We start from the raw sequence: 21172 nt of genomic DNA, 5'->3' as shown, positions 1-21172 counted from the left end.
ACTCATCATTAGGAGGGGTTTAATGAAACAGGCGATTCGAACATTCATTCTGTCGGCCCTAATTTTTACGTTCGCTGCTCTCGTCCGTCCCGAGTATGGCTCGGCGCAAGCGACTGCGGAGTGGAACTGGCAGACGAACGGCAATTACGAAGGGTGGACGCCCGGCAACGATATCGCGAGTTCTTCCGTCACCGACGGTATGCTGCAAGTAACGCTCGGCGGCGCGGATTCGCAGTTAACAAGTCCTGCGGTGTCCATAAACGCGACCGATAACAAGTTACTTGTGCTGCAATACCGAAACGGCACGGGAAACGGAACGGCGCAGCTGTATTGGAAAACGACCGGACACGGTTACTCGGAAGCCTATAGCCTGCCGATCACCGTTCAGACGGACAACGAGTGGCATGAGCTTCGCGTGCAGCTTCCCGCGTCGTGGACGGGAACGGTTACCGAACTCCGCTTCGATCCGAGTCAGGGAAGCAGCGGCACGTTCGAAATCGATTATATGCGCATTCTTAATACAACGGCGGACCGCTACAATCTGGCCAACGGTTATGTAAAGCTTTCCGGAATTTACGGAGTAATCGATCTCGTTCAGTTCGATCCGACCGGTACGGGGAGCTACGGTGAGAACCTGCTTGCGGGCAACTTATATTTGACGGCGAGCAGCGGAACGAACACCCTGCCGGGGTTGGGTACCGCGGTTACCTCCACGTTTTCCGGAAACACGCTGACGCTGAGCAATATTACGTTCGGGGCGTACGGCACGTTGAACGTGACCGGCAACTGGGTGATCGAATTGGACGGCAACAAGTGGAGCAACACGTTCACGATTACGTCCAATGCGAACAACATTCCCCTTCACAATATCGGATATATTATGCCGATGCAATGGTACGATCCCGGCTTTGACGTGACGGTGCGCAACCGCGTGCCGTTCGACTACATGATCGGGGGAGATAACCAGTACCATTCCAGCTATGTCTACAAGCGCGGCGCGGAAAGAACGTACAGCCCCGCGTTCGAGTTGCGGCAAAGTCCGCTTTATATTCACGGAGCGAATGGCCATGATTACGATTTGCGTATCGAATACAATCAGCCGACCGTGGAAGTGGCCGTCGGGATCGATTCGATGACCTTCCCGTTTTTTGCGGCGGAAGGGACAGGCTCTCCTTATTTCAAACCGTACGTGCTGAATACGGGCGAAACATTGGTTCGCGAGTTGAACTTCACGGTCGAGCCGAACAACGATTGGCTTCCCGCTGGTTTTCCTGTGTTCGAAGGCACTGACGCCGCGATGACGAGCGCGCTCACCGAGATGTTTTACGAGCGCAATTACGAGCGGCATATCGGCAGCGGCCCGACCTGGCGGGAGTGGATGGGTACGATTCGTGACTGGTTGCAAGACGAAGCATGGCGAACGGGCGAGAAGTACTCGATGCTCGTCCAGCGGCAAGACCCGGACGGTTATCCCTGGACTTGGGACAACTCAAAGGGTTGGCCGTTCCCCGGTGACGGCAGCGACACGCTGCATCATATCGATACGCCCGCCAACTTTATTCTAGGCGGTTACCGTTACTATGTCGCGACAGGAGATCGGGAACTGCTATCCACTCAGATCGATCGGATGCGCGCGGCCCTGGCTTATATGCTGGACTATTACAATCCTACGAAAAAGCTTTTCATAATTACCCAGTCCGATCATGAAGGCATTAGCGTAACGGAGAACGGGAGCGATTATTGGGACATCCTGCCGCACGGGCATATCGACGCATACAGCAACATGCACGGCTATGCGGCCTTAACGGCCATGGCCGAACTGGAACAACTGGTCGGAAATACCGCCAGGGCCGCAGAGCTGAACGGCTATGCGAACGACTTGAAGGCGGCGTACGACACGACCTTCTGGCGGACGAACCACTACATTCAGACGATCGACGTGAACGGAGTAGAGCATGACTACGGCCCAATCTATCTGAACGTTGCCGCGTTCTATTACGGATTGGGAGACAGTGCCAAAGCGACGACCTTCTTCAATTGGGCGGAGACGGTGACGACCTCCTCCGGAGAGGCGGACGTGTTCAGCAAGTTCGTATTCGCTCCCCGCGCGACCGTTACGTCCAACCCGAGCAAAGCGCAAGGCGGGTGGTGGGTATCGGCGTGGGATAATTACGGAGCTTACGGAGACCAAATTCAGGACGGCGGCGCGGCGCTGTACACCACGTTCTACGAAATCGCCAGCCGCGCGCAATACTTGGGCGCCAACAATGCCTACGGCCGTTTCTCCGATATCATCGACCGTTATGCGCTGGACCATCTCAGCGGTGGCAAAACGCTGTATAACGGCGAAACGGTGCAGCACACTTATGCCGGCAGCGTCGGCACTTGGGGAGAATTCCCGGAAAGCGCCCTTGTCCCCGTCGCGCTGCTTCGCGGATTCATGGGCATCAAGATGGACAAAGACGGCTTGCAGATTAAGCCCAATATGCCGTCGACCGGATTAACGCAAGCCGGCGTAACGAATTTCCGTTATTGGGATATGAACCTGAAGCTCACGGTTTCCAATTCGTCTGTGCGCCTTCAGGTGCTGGAGAACGAAAGCCCGTATACGGACTGGGAAGTCAACGGAACGGCGGTGAGCGGGCTGTTCGACATCACCGTTAGCCTCAGTCCCGGGCAGAACGTGACATTGACTCGGGAAGCGGGATTGGGCGTTAATCTCGAAACTATCGAGTATGATACGATGGTGGGCTGGGCTTCGGGAGACTATTACCCGGTCAGCATTAATGGACGCGGTATCGGGGGGCATAACGGTGACGACGATTCCGTCCGGTATAAATGGCCTCTTCTGAAGGGCAAGAACGTCATTACCGTCAAAGCAGTGAACGCTCCCGGCTCGACCGGCGGATTCCTTGCCGACTTCACGTTGCCGGACGGACGCAAGATTGTATCCGACGCTAGCTGGAAAATCAGGAGTGAACGAGAGGATCGTTACGACGGCCTGGCCTTGGCGGACGGCAATTGGACGCAAGCGACCAGCCAAGGGGCGTATAGTTCGTCAACTCGCGGACCCGTCGTCAACTTCCCGGGCGGATCTGATGCCCACTGGATATGGGATAGCACCGGACAAGCGCCATGGCTGCTGCTTCGCAAGACGTTCAACTGGGATGAATACTGGAGCTTTAACTATGACGGCGACGAACAGGAATGGGGGGGATTCACGCACCTCCTTGACCGGAAGGTGGTCGGAGGTACGTTTAACGCGGAGATTAGCGGCAACGATCCGAGCATGACCCAATCGATTAACGTCGATGCGGCCAAAAAGAAGCGGTTCGTCGTGCGCATGAAGAACGGTACGGCCAGCACGACCGCGCAACTGTATTGGGCGACCGTACTATCCGGCATGGATGAGAGCAAGCGCGTCGATTTTACGATCGTTGCCAATGACCCGAATTATACGACGTACGAGGTCGATCTGACCGGCCATCCCGAATGGCGCGGCACGATTACGGCTTTGCGGTTCGACCCGGCGACGAACGCGACGGGGACGACCAGCATCGATTGGATCGAACTGAAGTCGCTGGACGGCGACTTCGACGTGGCCGATCGCGTCGGAATCTCGGCGTCTTCCGCTTACAGCAGCGGGTGGGAAGCTAGTCAAGCGATCGACGACGATATAGCAACGGTATGGTCCAGTACTGCGCATACCGTGAATGCGACCGAGTGGATTCAGCTTGATCTGGGCAAAGCCCATACGATCGAGCGAGTGCGGTTGAAGCCGCGGCCGGGCGGCAGCGGATTTCCGGTGGATTTCAAAATTCAAACGAGCATGGACGGCGCAAACTGGACGGACGTTCCGGGTCAAGCCTATACCGGTTATTCGAACCCGGGCAGCAGCTTGGAGACGTTCGCGTTCAGCTCGCCCGTGACGGCTAAGCATGTGCGTATTTACGCAACACAGCTCGGTCAAGACGACAATAACAATTACGTGTTTCAACTGAGTGAGCTTTGGGCGGACGACAAAAAGATTTCCGGTTCCCCGTCGTGATTCGGCCGTAAACCGAAAGTCGGCGGTAATCCGTGAAGAACGAAAACAAAACGGAGGTGCAGATGATCGTCTGCACCGCCGCTTTTGTTAGGCCGGGAGATGAATGAAGTTGGAGAAGCTGCATGTTCAACATCATAGTTTAATGTTGCCTATCATCTATCACGTCGGTTACGAGGATCGGGAGGAGGAGTGGGAGTACCCGGAGGCCGTACACCAAGGGAAGGTACTTAACGTGCAATACGACTTTTCCCGCACTCACTACGTGCGTTCGCTTCCCTTTCATCTTATCGTGATGGTTCTCAAAGGCAGCGTAACGTATCATATCGGCGACGAATCTTATCTCGCGGAAGAAAACAGGGTGATCCATATTCCTGCGCATACGCCCCATCATATCTCCGCGACCGGCGTGCCGCTTAGATATATTTGGATTCATTATCAGCTGCTGGTGCCGGAGCAGTCGATCCCGATCATGCCTCTGTCGCCCGGAGACGAAATCTCCGTTTTCAAAGGCGCGGTATCGTTCAAAGAGGCGCTTCCCGAGCTGCCGATTCTGATGAAGCCCCGCAATTACTACACGATCAAAAGTCTGATGAAGTCGATCTTGGAGGAAGTGTGGGCCGAGAAAACCGGCTGGCTGCTGGCTTCGCGGTCTTATTTTCAATCGATGATCACGCACCTGTACAGAGAAGTGACGGTAGAGGAAGAACGGACAGGTACCGGAATTGCCGATCCCCATATCGCGGTCATTATTGAACATATTCATAGCTCGTTTGCCTCCAAGCTGACAGTAGAGGGACTTGCCTTGAAAGCCAACCTGAGCTTGAACTATTTTATCTCGAATTTCAAGAAATGCACGGGCTTTACGCCCGGAGAATATGTCGCCAGAGTTCGTATTCAATATGCGAAAAAATTAATTCGGGAGGGCATTAAAACCGTCTCCGAAATTTCCGATATGGCCGGATTCGAAAGCGTGTCGTATTTCAGCAGGGTGTTCAAAAAAATAGAAGGTCTTACGCCGGGCGAGTTCAAACATACCGAAGTATAAGGAAAGTGATTCTGTTAAAGAAAACGATGATTTTCTGTATATAAATGAAAGCGATTCAAAATTAAGATTGAAGTAGGTTAACTCAATACGAATATAGGGGGCAACACAGAAATGAGGAAGAAGCTGATCGGGTTCATTCTACTCTCGCTCGTCCTGGTGATGGCGGCAGGCTGTTCAGGTTCGAATTCCGGCACGAATGCGTCGCAATCGAATGAACCGCAAAGCTCCGCTGCAAGCAAAGAAAAGCGTACGGTCACATTCGCCACGATCGCCGGTTATTACACGGATGGATTGAAGGAGGCAGCCCAAGAGTACACGAAGCTGAATCCGGAAACCGAAGTCGTCATCGATGTCATTAAGGATAACGATACGTATCAAGCGAACTTCAAAGCCAAGATGGCGGCGGGAGGGAAGGATGCTCCCGATATCGTTCACATTAATTTGATCGGGGAAACGAGCTCGGCCGATGCGATCGATAAAGGCTGGCTGCTGAAGCTGAACGATTACGTGAACCAACCGAATCCCTACAGCGGCGACAAAACCGTATTCGAGGGAATCGATCCCGAATACCATCAGAACACGTATAGCCGGGACGGGGACGTTGCCTATCTCCCATTCGATCTGGTAGGCACAGGATTCTACTACAACAAGGATATTTTCGCAAAGCTGGGAATTTCCGAACCGGAAACGTGGGAGGAATTGCTCGCTGCGTGCAAGCAATTGCAAGATGCCGGCTATATTCCGATTACGATGCCTTTCGGCTTCGAGTCGACGATCACGCAGGCGTTTCTCGACTGGAGCGCCAAAAGTCTTTACCCGGAGTTGTTAATTCAGCCGGGAGATGCTCGCTACGACGAGAAAATCCATAAACTGAATACGAGCATTGCCTACTCTGCCGACAATGGAAACTTCGATTTCGGCGCGAGTTACGATCCGGAAAAGCAATTGCTTGCTCTCAAAAACAAGCAATACGATATGCAAGGGGCTGCCCAACGCAAAATCTGGACGGTCATGAAGGAATTGTCCGCGTATTACCAGCCCGGCTACGCAACGATGCAGGATCCGGACGTCTACCAACTGTTCATTGCGCAGAAAGCGGCGATTTATTGGAACGGCAGTTGGCAAGTGGGAACGCTGCTCGACGATATGAAGAAGCTGGGCGACAAATCCTTCGGATGGGGAACGTTTAAATTCCCCGAGTTCGCCGAGGCCGACCCGCTGTTTCCGGGAAAACCGCGAGGCATTCTGGTGCCGGGTCATCTGCTCGGAATCGCGGATAAGAAGGACCCGGAGCAAGAGAGCCGGACGAAGGATTTCATGATGTATCTTTATTCGCCGGAAGTCGCTCAGAGAGTGTTCGAGACGACGCTTGAGGCAGGACAGTTCGTTCAAGGTCCTAGCCTGGTGCTTGGGGTGAAGCTGCCGGACGAAGTCAACGCATATCTTACGGGCTTCAAAGTCGATGGCAGCATGGGCTACGCGATCGCCAATGCCGTTCCTTCCTCGGACACGAATCAAGCCAAGCAATCCGCTCAATTGAAATACTATGAAGGCAAACTATCGCTGGAAGAATTTTTGGCCGAGCAGGACAAAATTTTGAACCGGGATATGGATATCTATATCAAGGCTCAACAATACGATCTGGATCCGAAGACCAATCCATAAGCTGCAAACGGAATTCATCATACAGGCCGAGGGAGAACGAGGTGTTCTCCCTCGACGGCTTGCTTACATGGAGTGAGATTATGATCGACAAGCCCTTTCGTCCCGACAGAATCCGATATTGGTTAAAAGCTTATTTTTTTATCGTTCCTTCGCTCCTGTTCGTCTTGATCTTTCTCTATTATCCGATGCTGACTTCCATCTATCATTCCTTTACGGACTGGAATTTAGCTCAAGCGGAATGGATCGGTTTGGACAACTATATTCGCATGTTTAACGACAATACGTTTCGAATCGCGCTATCCAATCAACTTCTTTTTACCGTCACGGATATTGTCAAAAGCATCGTATTCCCCTTATTGGCGGCGGAGTTGATTTTGTCCTTGCGCGAAACGAAGCTTCAATATCTGTATCGTACGGGTTTCGTGATTCCGATGCTTATCCCCGGAATTGTTTTCGTTCTGATCTGGCTTTCCGTTTACAACCCTTCCAACGGATTGCTGAATCATTTCTTGTCGTTCGCAGGTCTGAATTCTCTGGCAAGGCCGTGGCTCGGGGAGAGCGACACCGCGATATGGGCCGTTATTCTCATGGGATTTCCTTATATCACAGGTTTGCCGTTTCTTATCTTTCTCGCAGCGATCGGGGGCTTCAACAAGGAAATTATCGAATCGGCCAGAATGGACGGCGCCAAGTTTCGGAATATTTTTCTTAAAATGCATCTGCCGTTGCTCGCGCCGCAGTTCAAAGTCGTGCTTCTGCTGACGATCATCGGCAGCTTGCAGGACTTTGTGCGAATTATCGTACTGACCGGAGGAGGACCGGGAGTATCGACCACGGTGCCGTCGCTCATCATGTACAACTCGGCCTTCAAAAACTCCAATTATGGATACGGCAGCGCGGTCGGCATTTTCCTGTTCGTGAGCATTCTCCTCCTAACGCTGTTGGTATCAAAAATTTTCAAGTCTGAAAGAGAGTGAATCCGGGCTATGAGAAATTACAGAGTTGCGGAAGTCGGCGTCGTTCTCAGCCTTTCGGTTCTACTGCTACTTACCCTTGTTCCGTTTGCCATGCTATTGTTCCTTTCGTTCAAAGATCATCTCGATATTGTGATCGACTTCTGGGGAATTCCGGGAGAGATCAAATGGGAGAACTATTCTACGGCCTGGAGCGCCGTGTCCGGGAGCATCGGCAACTCTCTGTTCATTTGCTGCGTTACGGTAGCCGGGGCAGTCCTCATTAGTTCGATGGCCGGTTACTCTTTCGCCCGCAACCGTTTCCCGGGCAAAGAAATCCTCTTTATGCTTATTATCAGCGTGATGCTGATTCCGTCCATGTTGAATATCGTTCCGCTATACGCGATTATTTCACAGTTAAATTTGACGGACTCTTTCTGGGGCTTGATTTTACCCTATATATCGGGAACGCAATTGGTCGGAATCATTCTTTGCCGGACATTCTTTCAAGGAATTCCGGAAGAGCTGTTCGAAGCTGCGCGTATGGACGGCGCCGGAGAAGCTTATTTGTACTTGCGCATCGCGCTTCCCTTGAGTATGCCGGTTATTGCGACCCTGGGGATCATTACCTTTATTAGCGTTTACAGCGATTACCTATGGCCGCTGATTATATTGAAAGAGCCTCATCTTACTTTTACGATCCAAGCGGTTAATATGACGACCAATGGCAGGCCGGATCTCGGATTATCCTTCGCCGCCTATATCATCGGCAGCTTGCCGATGATACTGGTCATTATGTTCGGTATGAAATATTTCGTGCAAGGAATTACGTCGGGAGCGCTTAAATCTTGAACCCGCTGCAGAGAAGAGAGGAGAACGCTACTCAATGGCAAATTTGAAGTTCAAAATCGGATTGATCGGAAGTCCCGTCAAGTTTGTCTCATGGACGGAGGAGACGGTAATGTCCATGAAACAAATCGGATTTAACGCTCTGCAGCTGAATATCGCCTGGGGAGGGCGTCCGCACGACGAACCGTTAAATTTGGAGGACGTCGTAGCGTTATCCGGCGAAGCATCGCTTAAATACGAGCAGAAGATACCGATAGGCGGCGATTCCTCTTCGGGCGCATGGGAGCGGCGAAGAAACGATCTCAGAGAGCGTATACAGTTATGCAAGCAGGCGGGAATGCGCTCCATTTTCCATTTTGGCGCCCCTTACAACGGACAGGATGGTTATCGAGATCTGCCCCTCGAAAATTGCTTGCTGGACGGCGTAACGCCCGACAGGTATGTAGCACTGCTAGAACGGTTTAACGAGGAGTTTCCCGGGGTTGACGATCTGTTGCTCTACACCTACGATCAGGACGCTTGGCTGTGCAACGAGTTCGGAAACTGCGAGTCGTGCAGGGGAATTCCTCTGGATGAGCGCGTCGTCCCTTTCGTTAATCTGCTCGCCCGAACATGGAAGCGGCTGACCGGAGGACGTCTTTGGTGGGAGCCATGGGAATTGTCGGCGGGACAGGTGCTTAAGTCGATCGAGAAGCTAGACGCGGATTGCGTCAGTCTGGCGCTGCATTCGAATATTGCCGAAGTTACCGTTACGCTTCCGGTAGACCGTTTTTTGAAAAATGCCGCCAATCTTGCGGTCAAACGGAATATCCCGTTTGTCGTGGAAGGGTTCTTTACTTCCGCAACGGAGGAAGTCGAGCCTTACGAACATATCGCTTACCCGCTTGTCACCTTGCGCCAGCTCAGGGCGATAGCCGGTACTCCCGGCGCAGTGGGGATTAAGGAATACTTCGGCATAGATATGATCAAGCCCGATCCGAATTTACGGGTTACGGAGCTGTTCTTTCGGAATCCCTGCATCGGGGACGACGAAGCGCTGGAGAAGCTTGCCGAACCCTACGGGATGGCAGCCGAAGAAATGAAGGCTTTCTGGCGTCTGAGCTCGGAATCGTTCGAGCTGTTTCCGTGGGATGTCTCCTGGTTTGTCCGCAAAATCGGTCTTTGCGACGTGTCGCATTCCATGACTGCCGCGTTTATCCGGGGGCAGCAATGCCATACCCCCTCATGGGAATCCACGCGTAGGTCGATCTTCATGAAAACCGACGATCTTGAGCCGGACCCTTGGATGATCGAGGATATTCAGCTTCGATGCAAATTGAGCGCTGAGCGGGCGGAAGCGGCCATTCAAACAGGACGGAATGCTCTTGAAAGGGTTTCCGCGTCGCTTCGAGACGTATTAAAGAAAAACTTGGACGAGTTAGACGGTTTCCAAAGACGGGCTATGTCCTATGCGTATCATTTACGGGAAACGAATCTGGTTCGCATCATTCGCTCTTATCGCGAAGACCATCGGGAGGTGCCGGAGCGGCTTCTTGCCGAACTGACGGCGTTGTTGAAAGAGGATCAACAAAACCAACGTTCGGCAGAACCGATTCAAACCGTTCTGGGGATGCTGGAGGAAGATTTGGACGAATTTCTTGATCGTTACTTTCTTACGCCCGATCGGAACGACTGGGTGAAGGGACCGCACAGCTTAACCTCTCGCTGAATTTATAGCGTTATGACATGAGAACGCTCATGATCCCCAGTGGCAGTCCCTATGGCAGCACGAGAAACGATGGGAGCATCCTGACTGGGTGAAATGGTCGGCGGAAGCGCTGCGAACGGGACATGGGGGCGGAGATTTCTTCGTCATGCAGGAGTTTGTGTCATCCATTCAGGAACAAAGAAAGCCGGCTATCGATGTCTACGACGCGGTTACCTGGAGCTCGGTATTTCCACTATCCGTTCAATCCGCAGCTAACGGCAGCATTCCCGTGAAGTTTGTGGATTTTAAGCTTCGAACTGGCTCTCGAGCTTCTTCGGTAAGCGAGCGTTGATACAGGTCAGAATGAAGGAGGATCATTGCAAATGGCAAAGTATCTGAAGACGGGAAAAAGCCCAGCGGAAGCGGAAGAGCAAGATCAGAGGGTTTACGAAACGGTGCGCGACATTCTTAAACAGGTGAAAAAGAACGGAGATCAAGCGGTGCGCGGGTTCTCCCGGCATTACGACAATTGGTCTCCAGAGCAGTTCAGACTGAGCCGACGGCAAATTGACGAAATCATCGCCAAAGTACCCGAGCAAACCAAGACGGACATTCGTTTTGCTCAGGATCAAGTACGCAATTTTGCAGAAAAACAACGAGCTACAATCCGCGATCTGGAGGTAGAGACGTTGCCCGGAGTCGTTCTGGGGCATCGCAATATCCCTGTCAATAGCGTGGGTTGTTACATTCCGGGCGGACGATATCCGATGCTGGCGTCCGCCCATATGAGCATCCTTACCGCCAAGGTAGCCGGTGTGAAACGGGTCATTTGCTGCACGCCGCCGATAAATGGCGAAATTCCAGAAGCCACGGTTTGCGCTATGGATTTTGCGGGAGCGGATGAGATTTATATTGTCGGCGGAGTGCAAGCGATGGCGGCTATGGCGCTGGGCACGGAAACGATCGAGCCGGTGGATATGGTTGTCGGTCCGGGGAACGCCTACGTGGCCGAGGCCAAGCGGCAGCTATACGGCCAAGTTGGCATTGACCTGTTCGCGGGCCCGACGGAGGTAATGATCATTGCCGATCATACGGCGGACGCGGAAATGGTAGCCTGCGACATTCTCGGTCAATCCGAGCACGGGCCGACTTCGCCCGGGGTACTAATTACGACTTCGGAGCAACTTGCGCATGAAACGTTGCTCGAGATCGATAGACAACTTATGACTTTGCCGACTGCGGACATTGCAAGCGTGGCCTGGAACAATAATGGGATTATCATAGTGGTAGACAGCTTGGAAGAGGCTGTAATTGAAGCAGATAAGCTGGCCTACGAGCATGTGGAGGTGCTGACCGAGAATCCTCGATATTTCCTGGAGCGCCTGACGAACTACGGCGCATTGTTCTTGGGGCCGGAAACGAATGTGGCCTACGGGGACAAAGTGATCGGCACCAATCATACGCTGCCGACCAGAGGAGCGGCAAGGTATACCGGAGGGCTATGGGTAGGCAAGTTCCTCAAAACGTGTACCTATCAGTCGTGCACATCGGAAGCAAGCGCACTGGTCGGCGAGTATGCCGCCAGATTGTGCGAGATCGAACGATTCATGGGGCATAGGGAGCAGGCGCTTCTGCGCGTACGCCGATATGGGCGTTCCAAGTTGTCCGCATCGAAGTGAGTTTCCAAGCAATTGTTCAGGGTTACTCGGATGGCAGCGTCCAACCGGATCGCGTCATCACCCGTGCAGAGTTATATAACTGAGCCGCATTATATTTGAGCCCAAGCGTGTTAGCGCTTGGGCTTTTCTTATGCAACAGATGCCGCGTTCTACAGAGTAGAGCGAGTCGTCTTATAATTTTATAAGTCGAAATAAAATTTCATAATAAAATATGTTTGTGAAATTTATTGACGAAACATTCGAATTTGTATAATATTCAGATAGGATCCGCAAAGCGATTTTAAGCTGTCGAAGTTACTTTATAGGAGGGATGGGGAAAAGAAATAAGGCGAATCTGTTCAGTGGCTTGAAGCGAAATATCAAAATTTATAAAAGGAGCAGTGAAAATGAATCGTTTATTTGCGCGTTGCAAAGCAATATGCAGCTGGATGCTTATAGTAGTCATGCTAACATCCATGTTACCTGCTATTCACGTTTCAGCGGCGGGGGTTACTCCTCCAGATTCAGATGCATGGACACCCTATCAACAGTACTTAAACTCGGATGTTTCCAAGAAGGAAGATATGCGTGCGACTTGGATTGTAACCGTATACAATTCAGATTGGCCATCCTCGGCATCGTTAGCTATTTCTGATCCTGCAGCGAGGGTGGAAAAGCAAAAGCAAGAACTAAGCCATATCTTGGATGCGGCAGTTGCCAGCAATCTGAATGCGGTTATGTTTCAGGTTCGCTCCTCTTCCGATGCGCTCTATAAATCTGATCTCGTTCCCTGGTCTATCGTTATGACAGGGACACCAGGCGGCGATCCAGGCTTTGACCCGCTTGAATATGCAATAGACGAAGCGCACAAGCGTGGATTAGAGCTGCACGCATGGTTTAATCCATATCGTGCCGCAACTGCGATCAATGATGCCATGGTTGCTCAACTCAAGGCACTGCCAAAGAGTATTTTCAACACTCATTTTGATTGGATTAAAAAAGCCTATGATGGCGTGTATGTAGTAGATCCAGGTATACCTGAAGCACAAGCATGGATAGCGGATAGCGTTATGGAAGTTGTTGATAAGTATGATATTGACGGCGTTCATTTCGATGACTATTTCTACCATGAGGGTAAAGCCTTTGATTATGATGACAAAGCCACATTTGAAAAGTATAAGGGCGGTTTTACAGACATAGGCGATTGGCGAAGAAATAATACATACAAGCTTATCAGCGATCTTTCCCAAAAAATTCGTTCAGCAAAACCTTGGGTACAGTTTGGAATCAGCCCTGCCGGTATGTGGGCCAATATGAAAGACGGGCATGTTAACGGTTCTCCAACTGCCGGAGGTGGACCAAACTATGATAGGAGCTTTGCAGATACATTAAGATGGGGGAACGAGGGGCTGATTGACTACCTGACTCCACAGGTTTACTGGCCCTTTGGCCGCGATGTGGCTCCCTACGGTGTAATAGCAACATGGTGGGCGGATCACCTTACAAATCCCAATACAAAGCTTTATATGGGTATGGGATTGTATAGGGTAAATGCTACAACCAATCCAACGGAAACGGGATTTTTGGATCCTTACGCCAAAGATGAGATTATCAGGGAAATACAACTCAATACAAATTATAGAAGTGAAATGACAGGCCGCGGGATCGATGGTTCATTCCTATACCAGAGCAGCAATATTGTTCCAGGTGCAGGAATTTATAAAAAGGAAGCTGTAGAAAATGGAGTAAGAACCGCCTGGGCGAATAAGGCTATAGCTCCAAAAGCAACCTGGAAGAGCAGCGTTGCTCCAGCGATGCCCACAAATGTTACTGCCGAGGCTGTAGGTGGCGTTACAGAAGTTACATGGATATCTAATGATGAAACAGGCAGCACCGCATATTATGCGATTTATAGATTTGCAGAGAATGAAAATCTTGATACATCAGATTCAACAAAAATAATTGCAGTTGTTGGCAAGACTGTTGATAGTGGCGGTAAAGATATAACAAGTTATACCGATACAGCTGTATCAGATCCAAGCAAGGTACAGTATGTTGTCACTGCACTTGACCGCCTCCAAAACGAGAGCTCGCCAAATGCGCCGACACCGGTTCGTGCAATCGATGCAGACCTTACTACTGCAGTCGGTACAGCCCCGGTTCTTCCTGTATCCGTAAGGGTTAATATGACATCAGGTTCTCCGGCTAATATGATGGTAAAGTGGGAGAAGATAACGGACCCTAATCTTTATTCCGCTGCCGGAACTAGCTTTGATGTAACCGGGACAGTTATTCATACGAACGGAACACTAACAGGAATGACTGTTAAAGCACATGTTTCAGTTGTTGCACCGGCTATCAAATATATTAATCCTGTAATTGTAAGAACAGAACAAAATACGGCTCCGGTATTTCCAGCTACCGTAGATGTAATTTATACAGACCATACAGTTTCGTCACTTCCCGTTATATGGGAAACTCCGGATCCTGAAGATTATAAAAACGCCGCACCTTTCGATGAATACAGAAATCCAAGTGTGAAAGGCATACAGGGAATAGTTGATGGAACAAATCTAAAAGCAGAAGGCAACTATATCGTATATCCGGCAGTTAACTTATATGCGCCCATAGCTGTTACAACTCGGGTGGGAATACCTCCAATACTTCCCCCGAGCGTTAATGCCACATACTCTGACGGCACAAGCTCAAGTGTAGCAGTAGTCTGGGATGATATTCCGGCAGAAAACTACGCTAGAATTAATGACTTTACCGTAAAGGGAACAGTTGAAGGTGCCGCAATGAAGGTAGAAGCTGCGGTAACTGTTGAAAGCGCTGTAAACATAGCAAGCATTGATCCGGTATATGTGAAGACAGGTATCGGCGTAGCACCGAAGCTTCCAAATACGGTTAAGGTCACCTATGATGATGGCACGATGGACACTGTTTTAGTAACCTGGCCAAGTGTGGATCCGGCTGTTGACTGCTTAACAACACACAGATTTACGGTTACAGGGACAATAAACGGTACATCCACTAATGTTACAGCTACGGTTGAAGTTGCTGCAGTAATAGTGCTGGACGACTTTGAAAATGGGGTTGTTAACGGTGGAGCTGCCCAAAGCTTGATGAAGTGGACAGGCGACAGCGCCAGCAGCACACCGCCAACTTTGTCCTATGATACCGCTATAAAGCATAGTGGAAATAGTTCCTTGAAGGTTGACTATAAGTTATCCAAAGTTGCAGGTACTGCAAGCGCCTATGTTCGTCCGAACCAAGGTACGGGCATTGTGTTTAAACCCGGGGAAGTCCCGCAAAAGATAGGTTTCTGGGTATACGGAAATAATGTTACAACTTTTGCTCTGAGGGCAGAGTTCCGTGCAGGAATTACGACTGGTTCCACTAATACAAATCAAAACATTTCTAATACGCTGAATTTTACTGGATGGAAGTATCTGGAGTACACGGTGGCTCCGTCCTATCAATCTACGGGTCTCACTATAACACTTATGCCTGGTATCGTTGCCACATCATCCAATGATAAGGTGGACAGCACCATTTATATCGATGATCTTGTGGCTGTTTATGGAAGCGAAACAAAGGATACGACAGAAATAAGCGGGGCAATTGCAGCTGCGCAAAGCCTTTATGACATCACGACTGCCGGTACAGGCCACGGGCAGTATCCTTTATCAGAGCGCATGGGGCTTAATGCCGCTATTGATGCTGCAGCTAGCGTTATGAACAATCCTGCAGCCGTTATGGCAGATCTTTATAGTGCTACCGATTTGCTTAACTCAGCAGTTGAGGCCTATATGGCTGCACAGATTGTAAGCGAGCGGCATCAGATCATAGAGGACTATGAAGACCATGGCAGCGGCAAGAGCATTGTTGACTGGATTAATGATGGAGGAAGCACTAAGCCCGCTATTTCATATAACAATGATCCCCATTACGTGAAAAACGGAAATCGATCATTTAAGATTGATTATTATTTTGCGGGAACAAGCGGAACAGCAAGTGCTTATGTAAAAGGTGCATCCTACCCTAACCAAAAATTGAAATTTACCGGAGAGAATACACCGAACAAAATTGGTTTTTGGCTTTATGGCAATGATGAGACGATTTTCAGCTTACGTGCAGAAATAAGAAAGGCAGACGGTACTTCAGCCACAACCGCCAATTTCTTGCCAGCCAATTCCGTGATGAAATCAGGCTGGAATTTTGTAACCTATGATGTACCGCAAGCAACTTTTAATGCATCGACGGGCCTTTTGCTAAACATTATGCCTGGATTAGTTGAAACCTCATCTGCTGGCAGAGTAAACAGTACGATCTACATGGACGACCTTACTGCAATATATAATGTAACTCCGGCTGCTACATTAAATAAAACAGGACTGATAGGAGCTATTGCAACTGCAAAATCCCTGCTTCTTGGCGCAGTGGAAGGGACACAGGGAGGTCAATACCCTATAGGCTCCACAGCCATTTTGAATGATGCTCTCATTGCTGCACAATCTTTGGTAAGCAGCACCGTACAGTCGGATATTGATCGTGCAGCAGAAACATTAAATGCTGCAGTTAACACCTTTAAAACTTCACAAATTCCGCTAATTGATATTCAGGGTTTAAAAGCTGCGATAGATGCCGCAAAGGCAAAACATGATCTCGCAGTTGAAGGAGCACTGCCAGGACAATATCAAAGCGGAGCCAAGGTAGCACTGCAAGCTGCGATAGATGCAGCAAACACAGTATATAACCATGCAGGCGCGACACAAGGAGATGTTGAGGCGGCAAAAACGGCATTAGCACAAGCTGTTGCTGATTTTGACGGAATGGTGGTTTCGCCTTTAGTGACAATTGATTTAGATGCTGCGATAGCAAAGGCTATAGCTCTGCATGATGGAGCAGTTGCAGGAACTGAACCCGGACAATATCCGCAACAATCAATGGATGATTTGTTATCGGCAATAACGGCTGCAACAACTGCTAAAGCTGATGCACAAACCCAGACAGATATTGATCGTATATTTAACGATCTAAATGCTGCAATTAAGGCTTTTGAGGATGCAATGGTTCCATTAGATGTTGATAAAACTGAACTGATTGAGGCTATTGCTGATGCACAGGCTAAGGTTAATTCAACCGTAGTAGGGACACTTGGCGGACAGTATCCGCAACATGCAAATACTGCTGTTACAACCGCAATTGCAGCAGCACAAGTAGTTGTAGGCGATATTCATGCTGACCAGGATGCTATTGATGCGGCTGTAGCCGCATTAAATACAGAGGTAGCAAAATATCTTGCAGCACGAATAGCAGCTCCATGGGATAAGTATAATGTTCCAGAGGAAACACCGGTAAACAAACGTGAGATGCGTGCCGCCTGGATAAGCACTGTTGTTAATATTGACTGGCCATCAACAGATTCATGGAAGATTGAAGACACGCAAGCTCGTGCGGCGGTGCAAAAAGCAGACCTTATAAAAATTCTTGATGATCTTGCGGAAACAGGCGCCAATGCAGTGATGTTCCAAGTAAGGCCGACATCAGATGCATTTTATAAATCAGAGCTTGCACCATGGTCATACTGGCTGACAGGAAAACAGGATGTTGATCCGGGATTCGACCCGCTGCAGTTCGCAATTGAAGAAGCGCATAAAAGAAATCTCGAACTGCATGCGTGGGCTAACCCATACCGCGTTTCCATGCCGGCGGCCATGTATAAGGACGAATCAGGAAAGCCTTTATCGGACTTAAATGCAGTAGGAAATATGTTGAGCCAGGTGCCTGATAGTATCTATGCCAAGCATCCGGAATGGATAAAGGTCGGCACAAGCCGCTTTGTCCTTGACCCAGGCATTCCGGAAGCTGCGAAATATGTTGAAGACTCCGTTATGGAAATAGTCGAGAATTACGATATAGACGGCATACACTTTGACGATTATTTCTATGTTGGCAGCAATGGCGGTTTTGATGCCGGGTATAGTGATCAGAGCACATATGATACCTATGCCGACAAAACCGAGTTTCCGAAGATTGAGGATTGGCGCAGAAATAACACATATACACTGGTTAAAAATCTGCATAATAGAATAAACGCAGCAAAGCCGTGGGTTAAATTCGGGATTAGCCCGGCAGGCGTATGGGGCAACAAGAAAGACGGACATCCGGATGGTTCTGAAACTTCGGCCGGAATACCAAACTATGACCGTGCTTATGCAGATACTAAGAAGTGGGTATTAGAAGAAATAATCGACTATATAACCCCGCAGGTGTACTGGACATTTGCAAATTCGGCTGCAGGGTATGGAGTTGTTTCATCATGGTGGTCTGATTTGCTTGAAAACAACCCTGATGTACACACACAGCTATATATGGGTGTAGGTTTGTACTGGCTAAATCCTGTTGAAGGAACTACTGATAAGTATTGGAATACCCCGGGTGTTGGGGATCAGGAAATTGCACGCCAGCTTAAGTTTAATGCTGCAAACCCCCATATAGACGGTACTATGATTTTTACGTATAACTCGTTTAAAGTAAATTCTCCTAACGCTGCTTCCGCTGCATCACTTATTAAGAACGACTTATGGGCTACCAAAGCCCTTATGCCGGCAATGCCGTGGAAGGGTGGAGTTGCACCTGAAGCTCCGGTATTAGTAAGTGGAACATTTGAAGACGGGAGCCATACAATTAGCTGGCAGGATAATGATGAAAATACAGCATACTATGCCGTTTATCGTTTTGAAGATAATGAGGCTGTAGACATTAACAATCCTGTTAAACTGATTGCTAAAGTTCGTAAGAGTGAGACAGGTCCGCAAAGCTATACGGATCAGACAGGTCAACCAACTAGTAATTATGTTGTGACTGCATTAAACAGGCTTAGCGATGAAAGCATTCCGTCAAATGAAAGCACTCAATTACCAATGATCGACACATCCGCATTGGACAGCGAAATAGTAGCAGCTGTGGAACTAGTGGACAATGCTGAGGTTGGTACAGAAGCCGGGCAGTATCCGCAAGAGGCAATAGATGCCTTAACTGCTGCAGTAACCATTGCATCGGCTATAAAGGTTAATGCAAAGACCCAGGAAGAGATTGATCGTGCAGCGGAAGGCTTGAAAGCCGCAGTAGAAAGCTTTAAGGCTGCACAAATAGTTGATCCGAATATTAAAGTCGAGGAAGTGAGCCTTGATAAAGAAACGCTTCAATTAAACGTTGGCGGTGTTTATCAATTAAAGGCGACTATCACTCCATCGGGAGCAGCTAATAAGAATGTAACATGGACATCAAGCGATGATGGAATTGCAGCAGTTGATAACACCGGCAAGGTTACAGCAATAGCAGAGGGGATAGCGGTTATCACAGTGACAACCGAGGATGGAAATAAAACCGCAACCTCTGTTGTAACTGTAAGCATGCCATCAGAGACAATCGATACAACCGAATTGGATAATCAAATAAAAATAGCTGCAGATTTAAGAGACACGGCAGGAATCGGTACAAATCCTGGGCAGTATCCGCAAAGTGCAAAAGATGCCTTGGAAGCTGCAATAACAGCTGCATTAACGGCCAAAGCGGATGCAAAGACCCAGGAAGACATCGATAGCGCAACTGTAAACTTAAAAAGCGCTGTAGCAAGATTTATTGCCGCAAAAATACCAGTACATGAAGTGATATACGTTCCGATACATGTTACAGGTGTAAGTCTGGATAAACAGACATTGGAACTGAATATTGGCGATGAATCTCAGCTGACAGCAACTATTAGGCCAAGTAATGCCGACCTTAAGCTTGTGACCTGGAAATCCAGCAACGAAAATGTTGCGATTGTTGATCGTGCAGGTAGAGTTGTAGCTAAAGGCAGCGGCACGGCAATCATCACAGTAACAACCACAGATGGAAATATGACCGCAACTTGCGTTGTAAATGTAAATGCTCCGGTAACGGAAGAAGAGGAACCTAAGCCTGAAGAGAACTTTGAAGTCAAATTTAGCGACATTCTAGGCCACTGGGCGGAAGCAAGTATTAAACTTGCAGCAGCAAAGGGCATTATCAGCGGCTATGCTGACGGCACATTCAAGCCGAAGAGCGAGGTTACCCGTGCCGAGTTTGCAGTCATGCTGGCTCGCATGCTGAACTTGCAAGGAAACGGAGCCGAGCTGGAGTTTAACGATATGGCAGCCATCGGCTCGTGGGCGAAACAAGGCATCGCTCAAGCTGTGCAAGCTGGAATCGTGAAAGGCTACTCCGATGGCAGCTTCAGACCGAACGCGAAGATCAGCCGCGTCGAGATGGTGACGATGATCGTAAATGCGCTTGGTTTCGCCGACAACTCCAAGGCGACAACTGGATTTGCGGATGACGCCGAGATCCCGGCATGGGCTAGAGCGGTAGTTGCAACGGCTGTTGAGAACGGGCTCGTTCAAGGCGTCGGCGGCAACAAGTTCGCTCCGAATCAAACGGCAACAAGAGCCGAGTCGGTGGTCGTTCTGCTTAGAGCGCTAGAGTTCGCAAGTGAATAAAGCTGAAGTCGATCAGTAAAGCCAGGCCCCCGGCAATTGAGCTGGGGGCTTGGCTATTTCTCATGGTAGATGTTTATTCGTGAGCGGAACATAGTAATGATCGTAACAGGTGGCCCCTTCCAGCGAAAGAATTGCTCTAAATCATTGTTCGTACGGGGCGGTGTAACTACTTTCACCATATAAGTCAGCGTTACCTGCTCCTACCGAACATTATTGAGGTGTAAAGTGTGTATACTATGACCAATCACCTGCAAAGGGGGGAACTGAATTGTCTAAACAGCAAGGGCATGGTGTCCAAAATACAACAACTCGAACGTCGGACAAAAAAGGCAACAAAAGCGGGAAAAAATAGTTGGGTTTAAGCTTAAAGTCGTCTCTCAAAAGCAGCTGTTTGTTAGCTGCTTGGGATGGCTTTTCGTTTTTTTGACGGAACAAGCAGCCAAAATGATCAGTTCCACCGTAAAGTTCAGAATCCCATCAAGTTCCTTCATTTCATACAACAATTTCGCTTTCTCATATGTTGTTAATAGAATATCAAACGTAGATTATAAGCCCCCCCGTGGCTTCTGCTGCGAACCTGACAACGAGTGTGGAAGAGCCACGAACTATTTCGCCGTGGTGTAGTCTTCATCTTCACTCGTTTTTTTAGACAACTCTGATTTTGACAAAAGCAACGAAAGTCAAACTTGTCCCAAAGCGTACGTAAATGAGTTTTAGCTCGGTCCAATCTGGATGTTTA

Annotated in this window: 9 protein-coding genes and 1 pseudogene; all 10 read left to right on the top strand. The window is 49.3% G+C overall.

What is annotated here, in order from left to right; all coding sequences use genetic code 11:
* Nucleotides 1–22: 22 nt before the first annotated feature.
* The 10 genes and pseudogenes from PAT3040_RS00275 to PAT3040_RS00230 all read left to right on the top strand — a co-directional run bounded on the left by PAT3040_RS00275 (nt 23) and on the right by PAT3040_RS00230 (nt 20433).
* Nucleotides 23–4048: a discoidin domain-containing protein gene (locus PAT3040_RS00275; protein WP_181376353.1), complete on the top strand. Its 4026-nt coding sequence runs from the start codon at nt 23–25 to the stop codon at nt 4046–4048.
* Nucleotides 4049–4157: 109 nt separating this feature from the next.
* Nucleotides 4158–5093: a helix-turn-helix transcriptional regulator gene (locus tag PAT3040_RS00270; RefSeq protein WP_179215612.1), complete on the top strand. Its 936-nt coding sequence runs from the start codon at nt 4158–4160 to the stop codon at nt 5091–5093.
* Between the two features lie 111 nt (nt 5094–5204).
* Nucleotides 5205–6758 (top strand): ABC transporter substrate-binding protein, encoded by a 1554-nt coding sequence (locus PAT3040_RS00265; protein ID WP_087568924.1) that lies wholly within the window; start codon nt 5205–5207, stop codon nt 6756–6758.
* A gap of 80 nt (nt 6759–6838) precedes the next feature.
* Nucleotides 6839–7735, top strand: a complete 897-nt coding sequence (locus tag PAT3040_RS00260) for a carbohydrate ABC transporter permease (RefSeq protein WP_087568923.1) — start codon at nt 6839–6841, stop codon at nt 7733–7735.
* A 9-nt stretch (nt 7736–7744) separates the two neighbouring features.
* Nucleotides 7745–8563, top strand: a complete 819-nt coding sequence (locus tag PAT3040_RS00255; protein ID WP_108991046.1) for a carbohydrate ABC transporter permease — start codon at nt 7745–7747, stop codon at nt 8561–8563.
* Between the two features lie 34 nt (nt 8564–8597).
* The gene (locus PAT3040_RS00250) at nt 8598–10268 is read left to right on the top strand and encodes a hypothetical protein (RefSeq protein WP_108991045.1); all 1671 of its coding nucleotides are present in this window, start codon (nt 8598–8600) and stop codon (nt 10266–10268) included.
* Between the two features lie 40 nt (nt 10269–10308).
* Nucleotides 10309–10599 (top strand): annotated as a pseudogene (locus PAT3040_RS00245) (hypothetical protein); the annotation flags it as partial.
* 31 nt (nt 10600–10630) lie between these two features.
* Nucleotides 10631–11926, top strand: a complete 1296-nt coding sequence (gene hisD / locus PAT3040_RS00240; RefSeq protein ID WP_108991043.1) for a histidinol dehydrogenase — start codon at nt 10631–10633, stop codon at nt 11924–11926.
* The gene (locus tag PAT3040_RS39805; protein ID WP_373271279.1) at nt 11923–12009 is read left to right on the top strand and encodes an S-layer homology domain-containing protein; all 87 of its coding nucleotides are present in this window, start codon (nt 11923–11925) and stop codon (nt 12007–12009) included. Before hisD ends, PAT3040_RS39805 begins: the two co-directional genes overlap by 4 nt.
* Before the next feature lie 303 nt (nt 12010–12312).
* On the top strand, nt 12313–20433 hold the full coding sequence (locus tag PAT3040_RS00230; RefSeq protein WP_108991042.1) for a family 10 glycosylhydrolase: 8121 nt from the start codon (nt 12313–12315) through the stop codon (nt 20431–20433).
* Nucleotides 20434–21172: the final 739 nt, after the last annotated feature.

Source organism: Paenibacillus agaridevorans (assembly GCF_003112455.1).
In the GTDB taxonomy this organism is placed as follows: Bacteria; Bacillota; Bacilli; order Paenibacillales; family Paenibacillaceae; genus Pristimantibacillus; species Pristimantibacillus agaridevorans.
This window is presented reverse-complemented; position numbering and strand designations above follow the sequence as displayed.

Bases quoted from the DNA above. Each gene is read 5' to 3' on its own strand.
- PAT3040_RS00275 (WP_181376353.1), top strand. From the start codon at position 23: ATGAAACAGGCGATTCGAACATTCATTCTGTCGGCCCTAATTTTTACG.
- PAT3040_RS00250 (WP_108991045.1), top strand. From the start codon at position 8,598: ATGGCAAATTTGAAGTTCAAAATCGGATTGATCGGAAGTCCCGTCAAG.
- PAT3040_RS00230 (WP_108991042.1), top strand. From the start codon at position 12,313: ATGAATCGTTTATTTGCGCGTTGCAAAGCAATATGCAGCTGGATGCTT.
- hisD (WP_108991043.1), top strand. From the start codon at position 10,631: ATGGCAAAGTATCTGAAGACGGGAAAAAGCCCAGCGGAAGCGGAAGAG.
- PAT3040_RS00255 (WP_108991046.1), top strand. From the start codon at position 7,745: ATGAGAAATTACAGAGTTGCGGAAGTCGGCGTCGTTCTCAGCCTTTCG.
- PAT3040_RS00260 (WP_087568923.1), top strand. From the start codon at position 6,839: ATGATCGACAAGCCCTTTCGTCCCGACAGAATCCGATATTGGTTAAAA.
- PAT3040_RS00265 (WP_087568924.1), top strand. From the start codon at position 5,205: ATGAGGAAGAAGCTGATCGGGTTCATTCTACTCTCGCTCGTCCTGGTG.